Annotated in this window: 26 protein-coding genes; 18 read left to right on the top strand and 8 right to left on the bottom strand. The window is 71.5% G+C overall.

Annotated elements, in window-relative coordinates; genetic code table 11:
• The first annotated feature begins 195 nt into the window (after positions 1 to 195).
• The 7 genes from ACIQWG_RS15380 to ACIQWG_RS15350 all read left to right on the top strand — a co-directional run bounded on the left by ACIQWG_RS15380 (position 196) and on the right by ACIQWG_RS15350 (position 6,665).
• Entirely contained in the window at positions 196 to 645 is a 450-nt protein-coding gene (locus ACIQWG_RS15380; protein ID WP_404095158.1) for a Fur family transcriptional regulator, read from the top strand.
• Positions 646 to 669: 24 nt separating this feature from the next.
• Positions 670 to 2,883 (top strand): catalase/peroxidase HPI, encoded by a 2,214-nt coding sequence (katG, locus tag ACIQWG_RS15375; protein ID WP_404095155.1) that lies wholly within the window; start codon positions 670 to 672, stop codon positions 2,881 to 2,883.
• Positions 2,884 to 3,053: 170 nt separating this feature from the next.
• Positions 3,054 to 4,160: an NAD(P)/FAD-dependent oxidoreductase gene (locus tag ACIQWG_RS15370; protein WP_404095152.1), complete on the top strand. Its 1,107-nt coding sequence runs from the start codon at positions 3,054 to 3,056 to the stop codon at positions 4,158 to 4,160.
• Positions 4,161 to 4,245: 85 nt separating this feature from the next.
• Positions 4,246 to 4,938 (top strand): hypothetical protein, encoded by a 693-nt coding sequence (locus tag ACIQWG_RS15365; protein WP_404095149.1) that lies wholly within the window; start codon positions 4,246 to 4,248, stop codon positions 4,936 to 4,938.
• Positions 4,935 to 5,222 (top strand): hypothetical protein, encoded by a 288-nt coding sequence (locus ACIQWG_RS15360; RefSeq protein WP_404095147.1) that lies wholly within the window; start codon positions 4,935 to 4,937, stop codon positions 5,220 to 5,222. Before ACIQWG_RS15365 ends, ACIQWG_RS15360 begins: the two co-directional genes overlap by 4 nt.
• A complete protein-coding gene (locus ACIQWG_RS15355; RefSeq protein ID WP_404095144.1) occupies positions 5,219 to 5,983 on the top strand; it encodes a metallophosphoesterase in 765 nt (254 codons plus the stop codon). Before ACIQWG_RS15360 ends, ACIQWG_RS15355 begins: the two co-directional genes overlap by 4 nt.
• 154 nt (positions 5,984 to 6,137) lie before the next feature.
• Positions 6,138 to 6,665 (top strand): hypothetical protein, encoded by a 528-nt coding sequence (locus ACIQWG_RS15350; protein WP_404095141.1) that lies wholly within the window; start codon positions 6,138 to 6,140, stop codon positions 6,663 to 6,665.
• A 32-nt stretch (positions 6,666 to 6,697) separates the two neighbouring features.
• On the opposite strand, the gene ACIQWG_RS15345 is transcribed toward ACIQWG_RS15350, so the two are convergent.
• On the bottom strand, positions 6,698 to 7,261 hold the full coding sequence (locus ACIQWG_RS15345) for a hemerythrin domain-containing protein (protein ID WP_404095138.1): 564 nt from the start codon (positions 7,259 to 7,261) through the stop codon (positions 6,698 to 6,700).
• 130 nt (positions 7,262 to 7,391) lie between these two features.
• Here ACIQWG_RS15345 and ACIQWG_RS15340 point away from each other — a divergent pair, with 130 nt between their 5' ends.
• On the top strand, positions 7,392 to 8,171 hold the full coding sequence (locus ACIQWG_RS15340; protein ID WP_404095135.1) for an SDR family NAD(P)-dependent oxidoreductase: 780 nt from the start codon (positions 7,392 to 7,394) through the stop codon (positions 8,169 to 8,171).
• Between the two features lie 18 nt (positions 8,172 to 8,189).
• On the opposite strand, the gene ACIQWG_RS15335 is transcribed toward ACIQWG_RS15340, so the two are convergent.
• Together ACIQWG_RS15335 and ACIQWG_RS15330 are read right to left on the bottom strand one after the other, a co-directional pair.
• Positions 8,190 to 8,762 (bottom strand): GNAT family N-acetyltransferase, encoded by a 573-nt coding sequence (locus ACIQWG_RS15335; protein WP_404095132.1) that lies wholly within the window; start codon positions 8,760 to 8,762, stop codon positions 8,190 to 8,192.
• Positions 8,763 to 8,804: 42 nt separating this feature from the next.
• A complete protein-coding gene (locus ACIQWG_RS15330) occupies positions 8,805 to 9,458 on the bottom strand; it encodes a phosphoribosyltransferase (RefSeq protein ID WP_404095129.1) in 654 nt (217 codons plus the stop codon).
• 156 nt (positions 9,459 to 9,614) lie between these two features.
• Between ACIQWG_RS15330 and ACIQWG_RS15325 the strand changes: the two genes are divergently transcribed.
• From ACIQWG_RS15325 to ACIQWG_RS15310, 4 genes are all read left to right on the top strand, one after another.
• Positions 9,615 to 10,505, top strand: a complete 891-nt coding sequence (locus tag ACIQWG_RS15325; protein WP_404095127.1) for an SDR family oxidoreductase — start codon at positions 9,615 to 9,617, stop codon at positions 10,503 to 10,505.
• Positions 10,506 to 10,650: 145 nt separating this feature from the next.
• Positions 10,651 to 10,890, top strand: a complete 240-nt coding sequence (locus tag ACIQWG_RS15320) for a hypothetical protein (RefSeq protein WP_404095124.1) — start codon at positions 10,651 to 10,653, stop codon at positions 10,888 to 10,890.
• Positions 10,891 to 10,992: 102 nt separating this feature from the next.
• Positions 10,993 to 11,349 carry a hypothetical protein gene (locus ACIQWG_RS15315; protein ID WP_404095121.1) on the top strand — a complete coding sequence of 119 codons (357 nt, stop codon included), beginning with the start codon at positions 10,993 to 10,995 and terminating at the stop codon, positions 11,347 to 11,349.
• A gap of 81 nt (positions 11,350 to 11,430) precedes the next feature.
• The gene (locus tag ACIQWG_RS15310; RefSeq protein ID WP_404095117.1) at positions 11,431 to 12,072 is read left to right on the top strand and encodes a phosphoribosyltransferase; all 642 of its coding nucleotides are present in this window, start codon (positions 11,431 to 11,433) and stop codon (positions 12,070 to 12,072) included.
• Between the two features lie 2 nt (positions 12,073 to 12,074).
• Here ACIQWG_RS15310 and ACIQWG_RS15305 read toward each other — a convergent pair whose 3' ends face one another.
• Both ACIQWG_RS15305 and ACIQWG_RS15300 read right to left on the bottom strand, forming a co-directional pair.
• Entirely contained in the window at positions 12,075 to 13,193 is a 1,119-nt protein-coding gene (locus ACIQWG_RS15305) for a CapA family protein (protein WP_404095114.1), read from the bottom strand.
• 56 nt (positions 13,194 to 13,249) lie between these two features.
• Positions 13,250 to 13,708, bottom strand: a complete 459-nt coding sequence (locus ACIQWG_RS15300) for an archease (RefSeq protein ID WP_404095874.1) — start codon at positions 13,706 to 13,708, stop codon at positions 13,250 to 13,252.
• Positions 13,709 to 13,807: 99 nt separating this feature from the next.
• On the opposite strand from ACIQWG_RS15300, the gene ACIQWG_RS15295 reads away from it, so the two are divergent.
• The 3 genes from ACIQWG_RS15295 to ACIQWG_RS15285 all read left to right on the top strand — a co-directional run bounded on the left by ACIQWG_RS15295 (position 13,808) and on the right by ACIQWG_RS15285 (position 17,117).
• Positions 13,808 to 14,260 carry a TIGR03668 family PPOX class F420-dependent oxidoreductase gene (locus ACIQWG_RS15295; protein WP_404095112.1) on the top strand — a complete coding sequence of 151 codons (453 nt, stop codon included), beginning with the start codon at positions 13,808 to 13,810 and terminating at the stop codon, positions 14,258 to 14,260.
• A 154-nt stretch (positions 14,261 to 14,414) separates the two neighbouring features.
• Entirely contained in the window at positions 14,415 to 15,752 is a 1,338-nt protein-coding gene (locus ACIQWG_RS15290) for a gluconate:H+ symporter (protein ID WP_404095110.1), read from the top strand.
• Positions 15,753 to 15,788: 36 nt separating this feature from the next.
• The gene (locus tag ACIQWG_RS15285) at positions 15,789 to 17,117 is read left to right on the top strand and encodes an enolase C-terminal domain-like protein (protein WP_404095107.1); all 1,329 of its coding nucleotides are present in this window, start codon (positions 15,789 to 15,791) and stop codon (positions 17,115 to 17,117) included.
• A 15-nt stretch (positions 17,118 to 17,132) separates the two neighbouring features.
• Here ACIQWG_RS15285 and ACIQWG_RS15280 read toward each other — a convergent pair whose 3' ends face one another.
• A complete protein-coding gene (locus ACIQWG_RS15280) occupies positions 17,133 to 17,945 on the bottom strand; it encodes an amidohydrolase family protein (RefSeq protein ID WP_404095105.1) in 813 nt (270 codons plus the stop codon).
• Positions 17,946 to 17,968: 23 nt separating this feature from the next.
• Positions 17,969 to 18,415 (bottom strand): PaaI family thioesterase, encoded by a 447-nt coding sequence (locus tag ACIQWG_RS15275; RefSeq protein WP_404095103.1) that lies wholly within the window; start codon positions 18,413 to 18,415, stop codon positions 17,969 to 17,971.
• Positions 18,416 to 18,484: 69 nt separating this feature from the next.
• On the opposite strand from ACIQWG_RS15275, the gene ACIQWG_RS15270 reads away from it, so the two are divergent.
• The 3 genes from ACIQWG_RS15270 (at position 18,485) to ppk2 (ending at position 20,412) form a co-directional block, all read left to right on the top strand.
• Positions 18,485 to 18,913 carry a MarR family winged helix-turn-helix transcriptional regulator gene (locus ACIQWG_RS15270; RefSeq protein WP_404095101.1) on the top strand — a complete coding sequence of 143 codons (429 nt, stop codon included), beginning with the start codon at positions 18,485 to 18,487 and terminating at the stop codon, positions 18,911 to 18,913.
• 57 nt (positions 18,914 to 18,970) lie between these two features.
• A complete protein-coding gene (locus ACIQWG_RS15265; RefSeq protein WP_404095098.1) occupies positions 18,971 to 19,432 on the top strand; it encodes an SRPBCC domain-containing protein in 462 nt (153 codons plus the stop codon).
• 86 nt (positions 19,433 to 19,518) lie between these two features.
• Positions 19,519 to 20,412 (top strand): polyphosphate kinase 2, encoded by an 894-nt coding sequence (gene ppk2 / locus ACIQWG_RS15260; RefSeq protein ID WP_404095095.1) that lies wholly within the window; start codon positions 19,519 to 19,521, stop codon positions 20,410 to 20,412.
• Positions 20,413 to 20,430: 18 nt separating this feature from the next.
• Here the strand turns inward: ppk2 and ACIQWG_RS15255 are convergent, their stop codons facing one another.
• The gene (locus ACIQWG_RS15255; RefSeq protein WP_404095092.1) at positions 20,431 to 20,814 is read right to left on the bottom strand and encodes a luciferase family protein; all 384 of its coding nucleotides are present in this window, start codon (positions 20,812 to 20,814) and stop codon (positions 20,431 to 20,433) included.
• Positions 20,815 to 20,839 lie beyond the last annotated feature (25 nt).

Here is a 20,839-nt window from a genome sequence, read left to right as displayed (position 1 = left end):
GGACGAGGGGGAATCCGACCAAGTGGAGGCCTTGACAGAAAGACCTGAGTCAATGTCAGAAAAGATGATTTTTCGCGCTTTGGGAGGCGCCCCCGGCCGCCATGTCAGCCGACCGATGGAATGGGTACACCGGGCACCAGACTTTCATCATTCGTTTTCTTGAATCATTCGTGTTTGGAGAGGTAGGTTGTCGCCATGACCGCATCCCAGACTCCGACCCCCGCCGAGGAGCTCCGCGGTGCAGGCCTGAGGGTGACCGCCGCGCGTGTCGCGCTGCTGGACGCCGTCCGGGCCGGTGACCATCTCGGTGTCGAGGCCATCGCCTCCGGGGTGCGTGATCGCGTAGGGCATGTCTCCCTGCAAGCCGTGTACGAGGGCCTCCACGCACTCACCGCGGCGGGGCTCATACGTCGTATCGAACCTGCCGGGAGTCCGGCCAGGTTCGAGGGGCGTGTCGGCGACAACCACCACCACGTCGTGTGCCGGTCGTGCGGTGTCGTCGCCGACGTCGATTGCGAGGTCGGCGAGGCGCCATGTCTGACCGCGTCGGACGACCACGGTTTCGCGATCGACGAGGCCGAGGTCATCTACTGGGGCCTGTGCCCCGACTGTTCCACTGCCGGCAGTGCACCCCGAGCACTGTGATCCACCTAGTTCGGAAGGTTTCCCATGGCTGAGAACCCCGATGCGATCGTCACTGACGCGAAGACGGAGGGCACCGGCGGCTGCCCCGTCGCGCACGGTCGCGCCGCGCACCCGACGCAGGGCGGCGGCAACCGTCAGTGGTGGCCGGAGCGGCTCAACCTGAAGATCCTCGCCAAGGACCCGGTCGTCGCGAACCCGCTCGGCGCCGACTTCGACTACGCCGAGGCCTTCAACGCCCTTGACCTGGCGGCCGTCAAACGGGACATCGCCGAGGTGCTGACCACCTCGCAGGACTGGTGGCCCGCAGACTTCGGCAACTACGGCCCGCTGATGATCCGGATGGCCTGGCACAGCGCCGGCACCTACCGCATCAGCGACGGTCGCGGCGGTGGCGGCCGCGGTCAGCAGCGCTTCGCGCCCCTGAACAGCTGGCCGGACAACGGCAACCTCGACAAGGCCCGCCGTCTGCTGTGGCCGGTCAAGAAGAAGTACGGCCAGTCCATCTCGTGGGCCGACCTCATGATCCTCACGGGCAACGTCGCGCTGGAGACGATGGGCTTCGAGACCTTCGGCTTCGGCGGCGGCCGCGCCGACGTCTGGGAGGCCGACGAGGACGTGTACTGGGGTCCCGAGACCACCTGGCTCGACGACCAGCGCTACACCGGCGACCGCGAGCTGGAGAACCCGCTCGGCGCCGTCCAGATGGGCCTCATCTACGTCAACCCGGAGGGCCCCAACGGCAACCCGGACCCGATCGCCGCGGCCCGCGACATCCGTGAGACGTTCCGCCGCATGGCGATGAACGACGAGGAGACCGTCGCCCTGATCGCCGGTGGTCACACCTTCGGCAAGACCCACGGCGCCGGGCCGGCCGACGCGGTCGGCAACGACCCCGAGGCCGCCGACATGGAGCAGCAGGGCCTGGGCTGGAAGTCCACCTACGGCTCCGGCAAGGCCGGCGACGCGATCACCAGTGGTCTGGAGGTCACCTGGACCACCAAGCCCACTCAGTGGAGCAACGACTTCTTCGACATCCTCTTCGGCTACGAGTGGGAGCTGACCCAGTCCCCGGCCGGCGCCAACCAGTGGGTGGCGAAGGACGCGCAGGAGATCATCCCCGACGCGCACGACACGTCGAAGAAGCGTCTGCCCACGATGCTCACCACCGACCTCTCGCTGCGCTTCGACCCGATCTACGGCCCCATCTCCAAGCGCTTCCACGAGAACCCGGCCGAGTTCGCGGACGCCTTCGCCCGCGCCTGGTACAAGCTGACCCACCGTGACCTCGGCCCGAAGTCGCTGTACCTCGGCCCGGAGGTCCCGGCGGAGACCCTGCTGTGGCAGGACCCGCTGCCCCAGGCCGAGGGCGAGGCCATCGACGCCGCCGACGTCACGGCGCTCAAGGCCAAGATCCTCGACTCCGGCCTGACCGTCCCGCAGCTGGTCAAGGCCGCCTGGGGGTCGGCCGCCACGCACCGCGCCAGCGACAAGCGCGGCGGCGCCAACGGCGGTCGCATCCGCCTGGAGCCGCAGCGCGGCTGGGAGGTCAACGACCCCGACGAGCTCGCGCAGGTCCTGCGCACCCTGGAGAACATCCAGGGCGAGTTCAACTCCGGCGCCAAGAAGGTCTCCCTGGCCGACCTGATCGTCCTCGGTGGCTCCGCCGCCGTCGAGAAGGCCGCCAAGGACGCCGGTGTCGCCGTCGAGGTGCCGTTCACCGCGGGCCGTGTCGACGCGACCGAGGAGCACACCGACGTCGAGTCGTTCGCGGCGCTGGAGCCGACGTACGACGGCTTCCGCAACTACCTCGGCAAGGGCAACCGCCTGCCGGCCGAGTACCTGCTGCTGGACCGCGCCAACCTGCTCGCGCTGAGCGCCCCCGAGATGACCGTCCTGGTCGGCGGTCTGCGTGTGCTCGGCGCGAACCAGAACGGGTCGAAGCACGGTGTCCTCACCCAGACCCCGGGCAAGCTGACGAACGACTTCTTCGTCAACCTGCTCGACCTGGGCACGACCTGGAAGTCCACCTCCGAGGACCAGACCACGTTCGAGGGCCGTGACGCCTCCGGCGCGGTCAAGTGGACCGGCACCCGTGCCGACCTCGTCTTCGGTTCCAACTCCGAGCTGCGTGCCCTCGCCGAGGTCTACGCGAGCGACGACGCCAAGGAGAAGTTCGTCAAGGACTTCGTCGAGGCGTGGGTCAAGGTCATGAACCTGGACCGGTTCGACCTGGTCTGACCGTCCGGAGCATGACGGCCGGGCCGGCCCCTCGGGGGTCGGCCCGGCCGTTGTCTTCGGCACATTCACCGCACGCGCCGCACCTTTCACAGGAAGCACACCCCACCCCATCAACTCTTTAAAGTTCAACGGTTAGGGTCGCTCGCAGGTACGAGCACGGGAGACTCGGTGTGAGCGACGGCGACGTAGTGGTGATCGGCGGCGGCTATGCCGGCGTCCGGCTGGCGAAGCGGCTCGACGCGACCGCACGGGTCACGCTGGTGGACCGCAAGGAGGTCTTCTTCCACCGCATCGCCTCTTTGCGCGCCGGAGTCCGTCCGGACTGGTCGCACAGCCCCTTCATCCCCTACGACCGGCTGCTGAGCAACGGCCGCGTGGCCGTGGGCAAGGCCGTCCGCATCGACACCGGCGAACGTCAGGTGGTGCTCGGGACGGGGGAGCGACTCCCGTACGACGTGCTCGTGATCGCCACCGGCGCCGACTATCCCGAACCGGCCCGCTTCAGCGGCACCACCACCGACGAGGCCGTGAAGTCCTTCGTCACCCACCAGCAGCACATCGCGTCGGCCGAGCACGTCCTGATCGTCGGCGGCGGCCCCTCCGGCGTCGAGCTCACCGCCGAGATACGGCTCGCCCGGCCCGACGCCCGCGTCACGCTCGCCCACTCCGGGCCCGAGCTGCTGCACGCCACGGGCAGTGCGCGGGCCGGGCGCAAGGCGCGGACCTGGCTGGAGGCGCACGCAGTGGAGGTACGGCTGGACTCCTTCATGTCGCCGGGCAACGACTTCGGCACCTACCGGGACACCAGGGGCGCGATCATCGAGGCCGACCGCTCCTTCTGGGCCACCGGCACCACCCCCAACACGCTCTGGCTACGGCTGGCCGGACACGGGGACTGGCTGAACGGCACCGGACACGTCAAGGTCGACGAGGCGCTGCGCCTGCGGGGCCGGCAGGACGTGTTCGCGGTCGGCGACGTCAACGACGCCACCGACCTCAAGATCACCCCGGCCGCGCTCGCCCAGGCCGACCTGGCCGCCCACAACATCCGCGCCTACCTCAACAGCGCCGGCAAGCACCGCAGGCGGCCCCGCTTCTACCGGCCGATGCACCGCACCCCGCTCATCGTCCCGTTCGGCTCGGCCGACGGGGTGACCGTCCTGCCCGTGCCGGGCGGCGACGCCGCCGTCCTCGGTGGCCGTACCACCACCGTCGCCAAGGCGAAGACCCTCATGACGCCCTACATGCGACGCCAGCTCGGCTACACCGCCGCGTAGTCGCCCATCCGGGCCAGCATCGAAACCGGGCCCGCCGGGTACTCGAAGCCTTCATCCAGAAGGCCGGGTGGTGAACGGAGGCGTGATGACGCGGAACCCGGACAGGGCGACAACGACTCGGCGACCGGGATCTCCCGAGCTGCGCCCGGTGGTGGGCGGGCCCGATGTGCCGACCTTGGAACCGTTGCCGCCGAGCGCCCAGGAGCCGTCTCCCGACCGCAGTCAGGCGATTCTCGAAGCGGCCAAGCAGGTCGGCGCGCTGCTCAAGCGCGAAGGACACGCCTTCGCCCTGGCGGGCAGCGTCGCCGTGTACGCCCACGGCGGCAACGGCCGGCTGCGCCACGACGCCGACTTCTGCGTGCGCCGCTCGGACGCCGAAGCGGTGGCGGACACCTTGGCCGCGGCCGGTCTCGCCGTGCGTACGCCGCCGGAGGACTGGCTGATGAAGACGACCTGCCTCGGCGAGGAGGTCGACTTCCTCTTCGAACTGGCGCACCGCCCGGTCACCACGGACATGCTGGCCCGCGCGCAGGAGGTCCCGGTCGACTCGGTGCACATGCCCGTCCTGGCGCCGACCGATCTGATGCGGGGCCTGATCGAGGCCTTCTCGGAGCACTACTGCGACTTCGGGCCGGTGCTCGCCGCCGCCCGCGCCCTGCGCGAGAAGGTCGACTGGCAGGACGTACGCGGCTCCAGCGGCGGGGAGCCGATGCCGGACGCGTTCTTCTACCTGCTCGAACGGCTGAACGTGATCGCCGCGCGGGAGGAGCACCGATGAACGGCCACGGCGGCCCCACGGCCCCCGGCGCGGGCGCACCCCGCAACCTCGACTACCGCGTCGCCCATGTCTCCGAGCACCTCGCCGCGGGGGACCTCGCCGAGCTGGGCGTGCGGATCGAGATCCGGGGCGAGGCGGTCCTGCTGACCGGCACCGTGCCGTCCGAGCGCTGCCGGCACGACGTCCTGCGGGCGGTTCGCGAGGAACTGCCGGAAACCGCCGTCCACTGCGACCTCGTGGTCGCGGACACCTCCGCGCCCGACCACGCCGAGGAGGTCGGATGATCCGGGTCGCGGCCGTCGGGGACATCCACCTGGGGCCCGAGAGCGAGGGCACGCTCCGTCCCTCGTTCGAGACCCTGCACCGCAGCGCCGACGTCCTGCTGCTCGCCGGGGACCTCACCCGCCACGGCACCCGCGAGGAGGCCCAGGTGGTCGCCCGGGAGATCAAGGACCTGGCGGTCCCCGTGGTCGCGGTCCTCGGCAACCACGATCACCACGCCGACTGCCCCGACGAGGTCGCCGCCGTGCTTCAGGAGGCGGGCGCACGGGTCCTGGAAGGGGAGTCGACCGTGGTCGCCAGTGGCGCGGCGCGCATCGGAGTGGCCGGCACCAAGGGGTTCGGCGGCGGGTTCGTGGGCCGGTGCGCCGGTGAGTTCGGCGAGCCGGTCATGAAGGAGTTCGTCCGGTACTCGCGCCGCCGGGCCGACAGCCTGCGCGCCGCCCTGGAGGACCTGCGCGGGCAGGACTGCGACGTACGCATCGCCCTGACCCACTTCTCCCCGGTGCCGGACACCCTGGCCGGCGAGCCTCCCGAGATCTACCCGTTCCTCGGCAGCTATCTGCTCGCCGAGGCGATCGACACGGCGGGCGCCGACCTGGCCGTGCACGGACACGCGCACCTCGGCACGGAACACGGCAGGACCAGCGGGGGCGTGAAGGTGCGCAACGTCGCACAGCCGGTGATCGGCCGGGCCTTCCACGTCTACCACCTCGCGGCACCCGACCGGACGGCACTCGGCGTGCAGAGCCTCCCGGAGGAGTGAACCCGGGGGAGCGGGGACCTGTCGCAGGGCCGAGCAACCCTCGCGGTGTGGGCGAGACCACGCCGCTCACCTGCGCCCAGGCATGTCGGCCGCCCGGGATCACGGGCTACCGTTTGGGGGATTCCCCATCGCCCGTACCCCGGACGGCCCCGCTGTGCTCGCAGATCTCTCCCCGCTCATCGCGGCGACCACCGAATGGCTGACGCGTTCCTACCCCGCGTGCGGCGGCGCCATGGCCGCCGCCCTCGGCGAGGTGCAGGCCCGCCAGGCCGTCACGGTCGCGGCCTGGCTGCGCTACCCCACGCCGACGGACGCGGCCCTGGTCCACATGGCCGGGCCCGGTGGCTCGGCCGGGCTGGACCGGCTCACCGGCGCGGACGCGACCGCCCTCGCCGAGCCGGACGACGTCGCCTGGCGCACCTGGGTCGATGAGGTGGTGGCGAGCTGGGCGGCCTGTCTGCTCACCGACGCCGAGCTGGCCCGGCGCGCGGTCGCCACGGTCACCGACCACGGCCGTACGGCCGCCGCACCCGTCGACTTCCGGCGCCTGATGTCACCCGACGCACACGACCGGGAGGCCGCGGCCCTGCTGCGTCACCCCGACCTCGTGGCCCCGGTGGCGGCCCTGCACCGGATGGCGCTTCAGCAACGCCTCGACCCCGGGCAGGCACTGATCGCCTGAGCCCGAGCGGGACGCCCGCGGTGAGCGCGAGGTCAGGCCTTCTTGCCGCGTCCTGACAGGGCGTCGCGCAGCCGGTCGACCATTCCGGCACCGGGGGCCAGCAGCTTGTTGGCCGGCGGCGTGTCCGGGGCGGACGGGTGCGGTCGGGTCGGTGCCACCTTCTTGGCCTGACGCACCTTGTCGCCCAGCTCGTCCAGGGCGTCCGGGGTGCAGGCCGCGCGCAGCTGGGGGAAGAGGCTGCTCTCCTCGTCGGCGATGTGCGAGCGGACCTCGGTCATCAGCATCCCGATGAGCCGGTCGAACTCCGGGTCCCCGGCGTCGCACCCCTCCAGGTCCTTCATGATCCGCTCGGCCTCGGAGTGGTCCTCGATCTCCCGGTCGGCGATGGCGTCGCCGCCGGGCACGTGCTTGCGTACGGCCGGGTACAGGTAGGCCTCCTCGGCCACCGAGTGCCGCACCAGCTCCATCGTGACCTGGTCGGCGTACAGCTTGCGGTCCTTGTGACCGGGCGTGAGCCCCTCGATCCGGCCGAAGAGCTCCTCGACCTCGTGGTGATCGGTCACGAGCTCGTCGATGACGTTCCCGCCATGACCCACGTTCTCCACCTCCAGTCAGGGACGGCGGCCCGGACGGGCGCGCCGTGCGCATCGAGTGCCCTCGGTCGGCGCGCTCACACGATGGCGCCCCGCGCATCCGGGCGGTCGCGGCGCCGCCTAGGGTGCGGGCATGACCTCGCAGGCGTATCTCTCCGAACTGTTCTCCCTGGAAGGCCGGGTCGCCGTCGTGACGGGCGGAAGTTCCGGTATCGGCCGCGCCATCACCGAGGCCCTCGCACGGGCGGGGGCGGCTGTCGTGGTCGTGGCCCGCAGGGAGTCCGAGCTGGCCGCGACGGTCGGCGAGCTGGAGGCGCGGGGCTGCCGGGCGGCCTGGGTGAGCGCGGACCTGGGCACGCGGGACGGGGTGCGCGGGGCGGCGGAGGAGGCGGCCGAGGCGTTCGGGGAACCGGACATCCTCGTCAACTGCGCCGGGATCAACCTGCGGCCGCCGATGGGGGAGCTGGGTGAGGACGTCTGGGACACCACGATGTCCGTGAACCTGGAGGCGCCGTATCTGCTGGGTCAGCGGTTCGGCCCCGGCATGGCCGAGCGCGGCTTCGGACGGATCATCCACGTCACCTCGCAGCAGGCGCACCGGGCGTTCGTGCACAGCGGTGCCTACGGTGTGTCCAAGGGGGCGCTCGAGTCGCTGGCCCGTTCACAGGCGGAGGCCTGGTCGCCGTTCGGTGTCACCTGCAACACGCTCGTGCCGGGGTTCGTCATGACGCCCCTCAACCAGCGGCTGTCGTCCGACCCGGAGAAGGTCGCGGCGCTCGCCGCCCGCACGATGACCGGGCGCAACGGTCTGGCGGAGGACTTCGCGGGCGCGGCGGTGTTCCTCGCGAGCGGTGCCTCCGCCTATGTCACCGGGCAGTCGGTCTTCGTGGACGGCGGGTTCTCCGTGCACTGAGCGCGCTGGAGGGGCCCGTCAGCGCAGGTCGAGCCGCATCAGGACGCGCGGGTGACCGGAGAGCACCGAGGTCGTGTCGGCGGCATGGACGAACCCCGCGCGCTCGAAGTTCTTGCGCAGCCCCGCGTACGCCATCGTCAGGTCGACCCGTGCGTCACCGTTGTCCAGCGGGTACGCCTCGACCACCGGCGCGCCATGGTCGCGCGCGAACTCGACGGCGCCGGCGATGAGGGCGTGCGTGATGCCCTGCTTGCGGTGACCGGGCCGGACCCGGACGCACCACAGCGACCAGACGGGCAGGTCGTCGACGTGCGGGATCTTGCGGTTACGGGCGAACGTCGTGTCCGCCCGCGGGGCCACCGCCGCCCATCCGACCGGCTCCGCACCGTCGTAGGCCAGCACCCCCGGAGGGGGATCGGCGTGGCACAGCCCGGCGACGTACTCACCGCGGGCCGGTCCGAGCAGCTCCTTGTTCAGCTTCGACGGGATCCGGTAGCTCAGGCACCAACAGACGTTCGCCGAGGGCGACTTCGGACCGAGGACCGCTCGTACGTCCTCGAACACGGATGCCGGACGGACTTCTATGGCCATGGCACCACCTTTTCACGCGTCCGGTGTCACGCCGTCCCCGTGTCACGCCGTCGCGTGGAACGTGTGCAGGGTGTTCGTGATCTCGGTGTCGGAGACCTGGCCGAAGTCCTCGTACCACTCTCCGGCCACGTGGAGGCCCGGGGGCTGTTCGAGGCAGACGAGGTCGTCGCATTCGGGGCGCAGGGTGGCGACGGTCAGCGGGCTGCCGACGGGGACCGCCAGGATCAGGCGTGCGGGGCCGTGCCGGTGGATGAGGCGCAGGGCCGCGGTGGCGGTCAGGCCGGTGGTGAGGGCGTCGTCGACGAGGACGACCGTGCGGCCGTTGACGGACGGGGGCGGGCGGTGGCCGCGGTAGAGGTATGCGCGGCGGTGCAGCTCGTTGCGTTCGGCCACGACGACGTCGCCGAGCCGGTCCTCGGACAGATGCATCATCGCCAGGCTCTGCCGGTCGTACAGCGGAGGGTCGTCGGCGACCACCGCGCCGATCGGGGTCTCCGGCCGGATCGGGGTGCTGATCTGACCGGCGACCAGCACGTCCAGCGGGGCGCGCAGGGCACCGGCGACCTCCCGGGCCACGGGAACGCCACCCGGGGGCAGGGCCAGCACGAGCACATTGATCAGGTCCCCGGAGCCGGCCCGCTCGACCAGTCGCAGGCCGAGTTCCTGTCCGGCGTGGGTTCGGTCGCGAAATGGCACGGCGCTCCTCCCTAGTGACGGGGGCAGCCGCCGAGTGCCCGGCGTGCCGTACCGCGAAACGAGCGGGAGGCGGGCCGGAGGCGCTCGAAGCGGCTTTTGAGCGCCGGGAGGTGGGAACCCGGGTCCCGTCCGTCCCCCAGCGCACAGGAGGCAGTCGTGACCGACCCCCAGCCCACCGGGCAGAACCCGGTCACACGGCATCCGCGCCCGGAGTTTCCCGCGCAGGACCAGCCACACCCCGGTTGGACCGGGCCGATGGACCCGCCGCCCGACCACGGTGAGGACAGCTACCGCGGTACCGGCCGGCTGGAGGGGCGCAAGACCGTCATCACCGGCGGCGATTCCGGCATCGGCCGGGCGGTGGCACTCGCCTTCGCCCGCGAGGGTGCCGACGTGCTGTTCACCCACCTCCCGGAGGAGGCGGACGAGGCGCGCGAGACGTCCGGGCTCGTCGAGGACGCCGGCCGCAAGGCGGTCGCCGTCGCCTGCGACATCCGGGACGAGGACAACTGCCGGGACCTGATCGACCGCGCGGTCGCGGAGTTCGGGCACATCGACGTCCTGGTCAACAACGCCGCCTTCCAGATGTCCCAGCCGGACGGCATCGAGGCGATCACGACCGAACAGTTCGACCGGGTCGTGCGCACCAACCTCTACGGCATGTTCTGGCTGACGAAGTTCGCCCTGCCGCACATCCCCGAGGGCGGCAGCGTCATCAACTCCACGTCGGTGCAGGCGTACAAGCCCAGTCCGCATCTGCTGGACTACGCGATGACCAAGGGCGCGATCGTGACGTTCACCCAGGGGCTCGCCCAGATGCTCGCCGGTCGCGGCATCCGGGTCAACGCGGTCGCGCCGGGCCCGGTGTGGACCCCGCTGATCCCGGCGACGATGCCCGACACGGTCGAGTTCGGCAAGCAGAGCCCCTTGGGCCGTCCGGCACAGCCGGCCGAGCTGGCCCCCGCGTACGTCTATCTGGCCTCCCAGGAGGCGGGCTTCGTCACCGCCGAGATCCTGAACGCGACGGGCGGCACTCCGCTGCCGTAGCCGTCCCGTCGGGGGCAGGGCCCCCGGAGCCGGCCGGCGGGGCTTGGTCGGGCTGTACCAACGCCGACGACCCATTTTGGTGACGATTCAACTGTGGCCGGTACGCCGGGCTGCGCGGCCGCCACTCAGAGCGCATGGTGGTGGCATGAGCACGCGTCCCCTAGTGGTGGTGTCCCCGCCGGAGCCGGACGGCGGGCGTCAGGTGACGATCCGTGGCGAGCCGACGGGCACCGCGTACAGCCTGTTCGACGTCATGGACCTGGTGCACCGCGCGGGCCTGCCCGGCGAGGACCGCGCCGTCGACGACCCCGAACTCATCGAGTGGCGCGGCGGCGGCCCGTACGACTGGAACGGCACGGACTCCTCCGAGCCGGCGGACGGCTGACCGCGAGCGCCACCCTGCCAACTCTGAGGTTCCCGCAGAAGCGCCGCCGACCTTCACTGGAGGCGGCAAGTCCGAACGGACCACTACTTCACGGGGACACACATGAACCGCAGGAAGAGCATCGTCGCGGCCGGCTTCACCACCACCCTGTCGGCCCTGGCCCTCACCCTCGGCGGCCTGGCCGCGCCCGCGCATGCGGCGCCCGGCGACGTCGCGACCATGGCGGGCACCGTCGACTGCGACGGCTGGGTGCACAACAACAACCCGGACCACGGCATCGCGGGCTGTCAGAACAACACCGACCGCACGGTCACCTTCCGCGCCGAGGTCGTCTGCGGCTGGGCCCCCGACGTCTCCGGCCAGTGGGTGACGCTCGCGCCGGGTCAGTACGGCGAGTCGTCCGGCGTCTGCGCGATCTACAGCTCGGGCGTGGGCGGCGTCGGCTGGACCATCCAGTAGCCCTCCCCGGCGGGGCCGGGTCCGGTGGGGTGTCCGACCCCGACCGGCGGGGTACGCGGCGACGGACGGAAGGGGAGACCCATGCAGTTCCGTGACCGCACCGAGGCCGGGCGGGAACTGGCGGAGCAACTGCGCCTGCGGCAGGAGAAGGGCACCCTGCCGCGTCCCGTCGTCCTCGCCCTGCCGCGCGGCGGCGTGGCGGTCGCCCGGGAGATCTCCCCGGTGCTGGAAGCCCCACTGGACGTGCTGGTCGTACGCAAGATCGGGGCGCCGTTCCACGAGGAGTTCGGCGTCGGCGCGGTCGCGGGCGACGGCCCGGTGCTCTACGACGAGCCCACGCTGTCCCGGCTGGGGCTGAGCGAGGCCGACCTGGCGGCGGTCGTGGAGCGGGAGCGCAAGGAGCTGCGGCGGCGTGAGGAACGCTACCGGCAGGGCCGCCCGGCGCCGGAGCTGCGCGGCCGTACCGCCGTCGTGGTCGACGACGGTGTCGCGACCGGCTCCACCGCCCGCGTCGCCCTGCGTGCCGTACGCGGTCAGAGCCCGGAGCGCCTGGTGCTGGCCGTGCCCGTCTGCTCCCCGGAAGCGGCGCGGGAACTGGGCAGGGAGGTCGACGAGTTCGTGTGTCTGCACCAGCCCCCGCTGTTCAGCTCGGTCGGCGAGTGGTACGAGGACTTCCGCCAGCTCACCGACGCCGATGTGCTCGAAGCTCTGCGCGGCGACTGAGGTCATCCGAGGGCGGCGGTCCGCCTCAGGGTGAGCGCGCCGTCCGGGGCGAGGGCGACATGGGTGCCGTAGCCGATCCGGTCCAGGGTCGTGTGCAGCCAGCCGCGGTCCCGCTCCGGCGCCGGTTCCAGCCGCATCCGGCGGGCCAGCAGGGGCTCCATACGCAGGTCGACCAGGGCGCCGGTGTCCGCCGCGAGCGTGACGAAGTAGGCGATGCGCAGATCGTCTCGGAACCGCTCGTAGCCGGGGATGCCCTCGTAGTCGTCGATGAAGTCGCCGCAGCCGTGCAGGATCAGCCGGTCCCGGTGGACCTCGACGCCGCGCGGGTGGTGCGAGGAGTGGCCGTGCACGAGGTCGGCGCCGCCGTCCACCAGGGCGTGCGCGAAGAGACGCTGGTCGCGGGGGACGGGGTAGCCCCAGTTCGAGCCCCAGTGCACGGAGACCACCACCAGGTCGCCGGCCCGCTTCACCCGCCGGATGCGCCGGACCGCGGCGGCGGCCGTGGCCGGTGACAGCTCGGGCACATGGGCGACTCCGGGCGAGTCGGCCGTCGCCGCCCAGCTCGCCGGGATGCCACTGCCGGCCGTGCCGAGGGCGAAGACCAGCATTCGGCCGCCGTGCGGGAGCGGCAGCGCCACGGGCGCGTACGCCTCCTCCGCGCCGCGGCCGGCGCCCGCCGTCCGCAGACCCGCTCCGTGCAGGACGTCGAGCGTCTCGCGCAGCCCCGCGGGCCCGAAGTCCCGTACGTGGTTGTTGGCCAGCACACAGACATCGGGCCGGGCCACCGTGAGGGCGGGCAGGTTGGCCGGATGCATCCGGTAGTGGACGGCCTTGCCGGGCTCGAACGCCGCACTGCGCGTGACGGACGTCTCCAGATTGACGATCCGGACGTCCGGGTCGCTCGCCTCCAGCAGCCGCAGCGCCTCGCCCCACGGCCAGGACGGGTCGACCGGCGCCGGGATCGGGCCGTTCACCGACTCGGCCATGCTCACGTAGGACCTGGCGTCCGTGACGTACCCCTCCCGCAGCACCGGGTCACCGGGCCGGGCGAGGATCTGGTCGACACCGCGTCCGAGCATCACGTCGCCGCAGACGAACAGCGTCACCGTGCCGCCGCTCATGTCACCACGGTACGAGCGGGAGCCGACCTCGCGGAACCGCCCCGTACGCGCTCGCCTCACACGTCCACGGTCACCGCGCACGACCAGCCGTAGGGACCCGGCCCGATGCTCAGCCCGTGCCAGGAGACGCCCTGCGCAGCGGCACGGGTGACCGGTACGTCGGCCAGCTCGGCCAGCGCCAGCCGCACGTCCAGGTCGCCGTCCGCGGCGGTGTCCGCCTCCAGGTCGACCGGAACCCGGCCGTCCACGTCGAGCCGCTCGACGACCTCGTCGAGCAGCGCGGTCAGCAGCCCTTCGTCGCTGTCCTCGGCCAGCCGGACCCGCTCCACCGAGGTCGGGCGTACGGCCGCGACGTCGGCGAAGCACTCCACCACCCCCAGCGCTGCCTCCACCAGACAGCGCTCCCGGCTCACCCCCCAGGCCTCGATCCGCACGTCCTCCGGGTGCGGCACGGCCCGGTGGCCGCTGTCCCCGCTCCGCCGCGCCTGGATGTCGTCGTCCGTGTCGCCGACCATCGGCACCACCTGATCCGCCGAGCCGTTCCCGAGGAGTGCTACACGCATAGGGGTACCCGGGACGGAGCATCGCGTACCGCCGGGAGCGAAGGAGCCGACATGCCGAACATGGAGCAGGACGAGGCACGCGGGCGGTTCACCACGGCATCCGTCGCACGGCTGGCCACGGTCGATCCCGAGGGCCGTCCGCATCTGGTGCCGGTCGTCTTCGCGGCGAGCGGTGACGAGATCGTCACGGCCGTGGACGGCAAGCCGAAGCGGTCGCGCGGACTGAAGCGGCTGCACAACATCTCCGTCCGCCCGGCCGTCTGTCTGCTGGCGGACGAGTACGACGGCGACTGGGACCGGCTGTGGTGGGTGAGGGCGGACGGCGGCGCCCGGATCGTGCCGGCCGACGCCCCCGACGAGGCCTCCCGTGCCGAGTACGCCGAGGCTGTCGAGCAGCTGCGGCAGAAGTACGCCCAGTACCGGAAGGAGCCTCCGACAGGGCCGGTGATCGTGATCACCGTCCTGCACTGGAGCGGTTGGCGGGCGGTGCCGGGCGACGGCTGAACCGCGAGGGCGGTGAATCCACCCGCGCAGAACCATTGACCCTTGACCATCCACGAACATAATCTCCGTCCTCATATGTAGACGACGTCTTCATGTGAGGACCCCATTCAGTGGGTTGAACGTAGGCGGCCGGCGTTCAAAGGAGAACTGAGATATGCCGCTCGTGGTGGTCGGGATCAGCGTGCTGGTCCTGCTCGTCCTGATGACCAGGCTCAAACTGAACGGCTTCGCGGCCCTGCTCCTGGTCGCCGTGGGCGTCGGCCTGGTGCAGGGGATCGGGCTGGAGGACATCCCGGACGTGCTCGCCGAGGGCATCGGCGACCAGATCGGCGACACGATGCTCACCATCGGCCTCGGCGCCATGGTCGGCCGGGTGATGGGGGACTCCGGCGCCGCCCAGCGCATCGCCGGCAAACTCCTGGAGGTGTGCGGGCCCCGCTGGGTCCAGGTCGCCATGGTGCTGACGGCGATGCTCATCGGCGTGACGATGTTCTACGAGGTGGCGTTCGTGATCATCGTGCCGATCGCCTTCACCCTGGTCCGGGTCACCCGGGCGAACCTGCTGTGGGTGGGGCTGCCCATGTCGATCGCCCTGTCCACCATGCACAGCTTCCTGCCGCCCCACCCCGGCCCCACCGCGGTGGCCGCCACCTTCCACGCGTCCGTCGGACTCACCCTGTTCTACGGCCTGTTCATCGCCGTACCGGTCGGCGCGTTCATCGCCCTGCTGTGGCCGCGCCTGCCCTTCGTGCGGGCGATGAACCCGTCGATCCCCAAGGGCCTGGTCAGCGAGCGCGTCTTCGAGGACGACGAGATGCCCGGCATCGGCTGGTCGCTCTCCGTCGCGCTGCTGCCCGTCGTGCTGATCGCCGGAGCCGCGGTGACCGACCTCGCGGCCTCCGGCGACAGCGGGCTGCTGCACTTCGTCGCCTTCATCGGCTCGGCCCCGATCGCCCTGCTGCTCACCCTGCTGGTCGCCATCTGGGCGTTCGGCCCACGCGTCGGCCGGAGCCTGGGCGAGGTCAGCGCCTCCTGCAAGGAAGCCGCCCAGGCGATGGCGATGATCCTGCTGGTCATCGGCGCGGGCGGCGCCTTCAAGAACGTCCTCGTCGAGGGCGGCATATCCGACTACATCAAGGACGCCACCGACGGCTGGTCCATCTCCCCGATCATCCTGGCCTGGCTGATCGCGGCCATCCTCCGCGTGGCCCTCGGCTCCGCGACCGTCGCCGTCGTCACCGCCTCCGGCGTGGCGCTGCCCCTGCTCGCCGGCAGCGGCGTCCACCCCGAGGTGATGGTGCTCGCCGTCTCCTGCGGCTCGATCGCCTTCTCCCACGTCAACGACCCGGGATTCTGGATGTTCAAGGAGTACTTCAACCTGTCCGTCCTGGACGCCATCAAGGCGCGCACCACGTACACGACGGTGCTCGCGATCCTCGGCCTCGGTGGCGTACTGGTCCTGGAACAGGCCCTCGACGCCCTCGCCGTCTGACCCCCGCCCGCCCTCACGAGAACGGCACCGCCCGCCATGACCCAGCCCGTCGTCACCCGTCTGTCCGTGTATCCGGTCGCCGGCCGGGACTCGATGCTCCTGAACCTGTCCGGCGCCCACGCCCCGTACTTCACCCGCAACGTCGTCGTCCTGGAGGACTCCGAGGGCCGTACCGGACTCGGGGAGGTGCCCGGCGGGGAGCGGATCACACGGACCCTGCGGGACGCCGAACCCCTGGTCGTCGGCGCCCGGGTGGGCGACTACAAGAACGTCCTGCGCGCGATCGGCGCGACCTTCGCCGACCGCGACTCCGGCGGCCGCGGCGCGCAGACCTTCGATCTGCGGACGACGGTGCACGCCGTCACCGCCGTCGAGTCCGCCCTCCTCGACCTGCTCGGACAGCACTTGGAGGTCCCGGTCGCCGCGCTGCTCGGGGACGGCAGGCAGCGGGACGCCGTACGCGTGCTCGGCTACCTCTTCTACGTCGGCGACCCGGACCGCACCGACCTCGACTACGCCCGCGAGCCGGACTCGGCCGTCGAGTGGTACCGCGTGCGGCACGAGGAGGCGCTGACCCCCGAGGCGATCGTCCGGCAGGCCGAGGCCACCTACGACCACTACGGCTTCCGCGACTTCAAGCTGAAGGGCGGCGTGCTGGCCGGCGCGGAGGAGGTCAAGGCCGTCACCGCGCTCAAGGAACGCTTCCCCGACGCGCGGATCACCCTCGACCCCAACGGAGCCTGGTCGCTGCGCGAGGCCGTCGAACTGTGCCGCCCCCTCGTCGGCACCCTCGCCTACGCCGAGGACCCCTGCGGGGCCGAGGGCGGTTACTCGGGCCGGGAGATCCTCGCGGAGTTCCGCCGGGCCACCGGCCTGCCCACGGCGACCAACATGATCGCCACGGACTGGCGTCAGCTGACCCACGCCCTGGCCCTCGGGTCGGTGTCCATCCCGCTGGCCGACCCGCACTTCTGGACCATGCAGGGCTCGGTGCGGGTGGCCCAGCTGTGCAATGCGATGGGGCTGACCTGGGGCTGCCACTCCAACAACCACTTCGACATCTCGCTGGCGATGATGGCCCACTGCGGAGCCGCCGCGCCCGGTGAGTACAACGCCCTGGACACGCACTGGATCTGGCAGGAGGGGCTGGAACGGCTCACCGTCCGGCCGCCCGCGATCACCGGCGGCGAGGTCGCCGTGCCGGACACACCCGGACTCGGCGTCGAGCTGGACATGGACCGACTCCTCGCGGCACACGCGCTGTACGAGGAGAAGGCCCTGTCGGGCCGGGACGACGCCGTGGGCATGCGCCACCTGATCGAGGGCTGGACCTTCGACGCCAAGCGCCCCTGTCTCGTGCGCTGAGCGCCGCGAGCGGGGTCAGAGGGCGAAGACGCGGCGGGCGTTGCCGTGCAGGAACAGCTCCCGCGTCTCCTCGTCCAGCTCCAGGGCGTCCAGGTGTTCCAGCGCCCGACTCGGCATGATCATGGGGTAGTTGGAGCCGAAGAGCACCTTGTGGCGGCCCCGGCCGCGCAGATACCCCACCAGTTCCGGCGGATAGCGGCGGGCGGTGTAGGCGCTGGTGTCGATGAAGACGTTCTCGTGCTTGTCGGCGACCGCGATCATCTCCGTCGTCCACGGGTAACCGATGTGCCCGCACACGATCGTGAGCTCGGGGAAGTCCAGCGCGACCTGGTCGATGTACGGAATCGGCCGCCCCGTCTCCGACGGCCGCAGCGGGCCCGTGTGCCCGACCTGGGTGCAGAACGGCACCCCGAGGTCCACACAGGCGGCGTACAGCGGGTAGTACAGCCGGTCCGTGGGCGGCAGCTCCCACAGCCACGGAATCACGCGCAGCGCGACGAACCCCAACTCCTCGACGGCACGGCGCAGTTCCCGTACCGCCGCCATGGGTCGGGCGAGATCGGCGCCGGCCACCCCGCGCAGCCGCCCGCCGGACTCCTCGACGAACCCCGCCACCTCGTCGTTGTCGATCAGCGCGCCCCGCGGCCCGTACCAGGCGGCCGCCAGGCCGGTCTCCACGTCCGCGGCTTCCAGCGCCGCCACCGTCACCTGGACGGGAAGCGGCTTTTCGAGCCGCTCCATTCCGGTCCACCGGCGCAGGGACTCGAACATGTCGTGGTTGGCGTGGCGCGGGGTCGGGTGCTGCATCCAGGCGTCGATGACGGGCATGGCCTCGGCCTCTCCGGGAGCGGTCAGGGTGTGCGGGGCTCGGGAGCCGGGGCGCGGTCCGTGGCGGCGAGCGTGCCCTGGGCCACCGCGCACAGGGTGGCCGCGCCGTCGGCGCCGAGTGTCGTGAGGTCGCAGCGGCACACCGCGCGGGTACGGCCCGCCCGGATCACGCGGGCGTGGGAGCGCAGGGTCTCGCCCTTGGCGGGGCGCAGGAAGTCGATGGTGAAACCGGCGGTGACCAGGCCGGGGCCGAGCGCGGTGCCGGCGGCGAACGCGGCGGCGTTCTCCGCCGCGTAGCCGAGGACGCCGCCGTGCGCGGAGCCGTTCTGGTTCAGCAGTTCGTCGCGCAGGTCCAGTTCGAGGATCGCCTCGCCGTCACCGAAGGCCGTCAGTCTGGTGCCCAGCAGAACACTGAAGGGCTGAGCCGCCAGCACCTTGCGGGCGAGGTCCAGGTCGAGGGTCTCGCGCACGGGGACACACCTCACTTCACTAGTGAAGTGAGCATGGCGCCGTCCCGCGGCGTCTGTCAACATCGGTCCATGTCCGAGCCCGATCAGCGACTGTTCTTCCTGCTCCAGCGCGCCGCGCACCAGATACGCACCGCCTCCGACCGGCGCCTGCTCGCCGTCGCCGGCATCACCACGGCGCAGCTGGGCGCGCTGTACGCGGTCCGGGACGAGCCGGGCGTCACCCAGCAGTCGCTGGCCCGCGCCCTGGGGCTGCGCGAGTCCGCCGTCACCGGGCTGGTCGGCCGGCTCACGGCCGCCGGTCTGGTCGCCAAGCGGGCCCACCCGCGCGAACACCGCGCGGTGGTGCTGGAGTTGACCGTCCAGGGAACCGCCGCCCTGGACGCCGCCCAGCCGGAGGTCGACCGGTTCAACGCCGAGGTACGGACGCTGCTCGGCGACGACGGGTTCACCCGGACCGCGGCGGCGATGCGCGCTCTGGCCCACTGGGAGTCGCCGTGACGGGTGCTGGGGCCTGGTCCGGCTGCCGTCGCGCACCCGCGCCACTATGGTGAGGCCATGCACACGACGCGGGTCTCCCGGCACGTGAACTCCACGCGCGCCGCCGTCTACCGGGCGCTGCTGGACGCGGACGCCGTCGCGAAGTGGCGGGTGCCGGACGGCATGACCGCCCGGGTGCACGCGTTCGACGGGAGCGAGGGCGGGGCGTTCCGCGTCTCGCTCACCTATGACATGCCGACCGGCACCGGCAAGTCGGAGGCGCACACCGACACGTACCACGGCCGCTTCGTACGGCTCGTGCCCGACGAGCAGGTCGTCGAGGAGGTCGAGTTCGAGACCGACGACCCGGCCCTGCGCGGCACGATGACGATGACCACCACGCTCACCGACGCCGCGGGCGGCGGCACGGACATCGTGGTCGTCCACGAGGGGATCCCCGACGTGGTGCCCGCCGAGGACAACGAGACCGGCACCCGCATGGCCCTGGACAACCTCGCCCGGCTCGTCGAGTCCGTCTGAACGTCACCCACACCTGACGCGGCGGTCACCTGATCTTTGCCTGTGGTTCGCCGCCCGTATGAAAGCGCTCGCTTCCATGCGGAAGTATGGACACCGAACTGCTGTCAGGGCTGCGCGTCGACTACACCGACCAGGACGACCCCGTGCTGATCCGCCCGGATGGCAGCCCGGTGGACACCTGGCGCGAGAACTACCCGTACGACAAACGCATGGAGCGCCCGGAGTACGAGTGGCACAAGCGGCTCCAGCAGATCGAGCTGCTGAAGCTCCAGAGCTGGGTCAAGGAGACCGGCCGCCGGCTCGTCGTCGTCTTCGAGGGACGGGACGCGGCCGGCAAGGGCGGCACGATCAAGCGGTTCACCGAGCACCTCAACCCGCGCGGCGCCCGCGTGGTCGCCCTGGAGAAGCCGACCGAGCGGGAACGCGGGCAGTGGTACTTCCAGCGGTACGTCGAGTATCTGCCGACCGCCGGCGAGATCGTGCTGTTCGACCGGTCCTGGTACAACCGGGCCGGCGTGGAGCGCGTGATGGGCTTCTGCACCGACGACGAGTACCGGCGCTTCATGCGGCAGACCCCCGCCTTCGAGCGGATGCTGGTCGACGACGGGGTGGACCTGATCAAGTTCTGGTTCTCGGTGTCCCAGGGCGAGCAGCGCACCCGGTTCACCATCCGCCAGGTCGACCCCGTACGGCAGTGGAAGCTCAGCCCCATGGACCTGGCCTCGCTGGACCGCTGGGACGACTACACCGCCGCCAAGGTCGCCATGTTCCGGGAGACGGACACCGAGCACGCGCCCTGGACGGTGGTGAAGAGCAACGACAAGAAGCGGGCCCGCGTCGAGGCCATGCGCAGCGTGCTCGCCCGCTTCGACTACGACAACAAGGACGACGACGTCGTCGGGGAGCCCGACCCGCGGATCATCGGCGCGGCCGCCGGCCTGCTGGAGGCGGGCGAGGACGACACCGAGCACGGGAGCTGACCTTCGCCGGTCCTGGGGCTAGCCGCGGGGCAGCACTGTGACCCGACGGAAGTTGCACTCGTCCCCTGCCGGGCGCCCGGCAGGGGAGCGGTGGCTCTGATGCGCCTTGAGCGCGGCGCTGACCAGGCTCATCAGCAGATCGACATCCGTGTCGCAGTCGAGATGCACGGTCACCCAGCCCGAGCCGGGGACCAGGTGGATCGCGGTGGACTCGCGCAGATCGTGGTGGAACCGTCCGATGGCCGGCACCGTCAGGTGCAGGTCCACGTCCCGGTCGGAGTGGAAGTGCACGATCTCGCTGTGGACGGAGCGCAGGGCCCGCCCTGCGCCACAACTGGCCCGGCCCGAGCTGAGATCGGGCCAGGTTTCCAGCTGTTCCATGGCACGTTGGGCCAGAGTCATGCGTCCATAGTCGCGCGATCACCGC

Source organism: Streptomyces sp. NPDC098781, from assembly GCF_044759995.1.
Classification (GTDB): Bacteria; Actinomycetota; Actinomycetes; order Streptomycetales; family Streptomycetaceae; genus Streptomyces.
The sequence above is the reverse complement of the archived record's forward strand: the minus strand, read 5'-3'. Positions and strand labels throughout refer to the sequence as shown.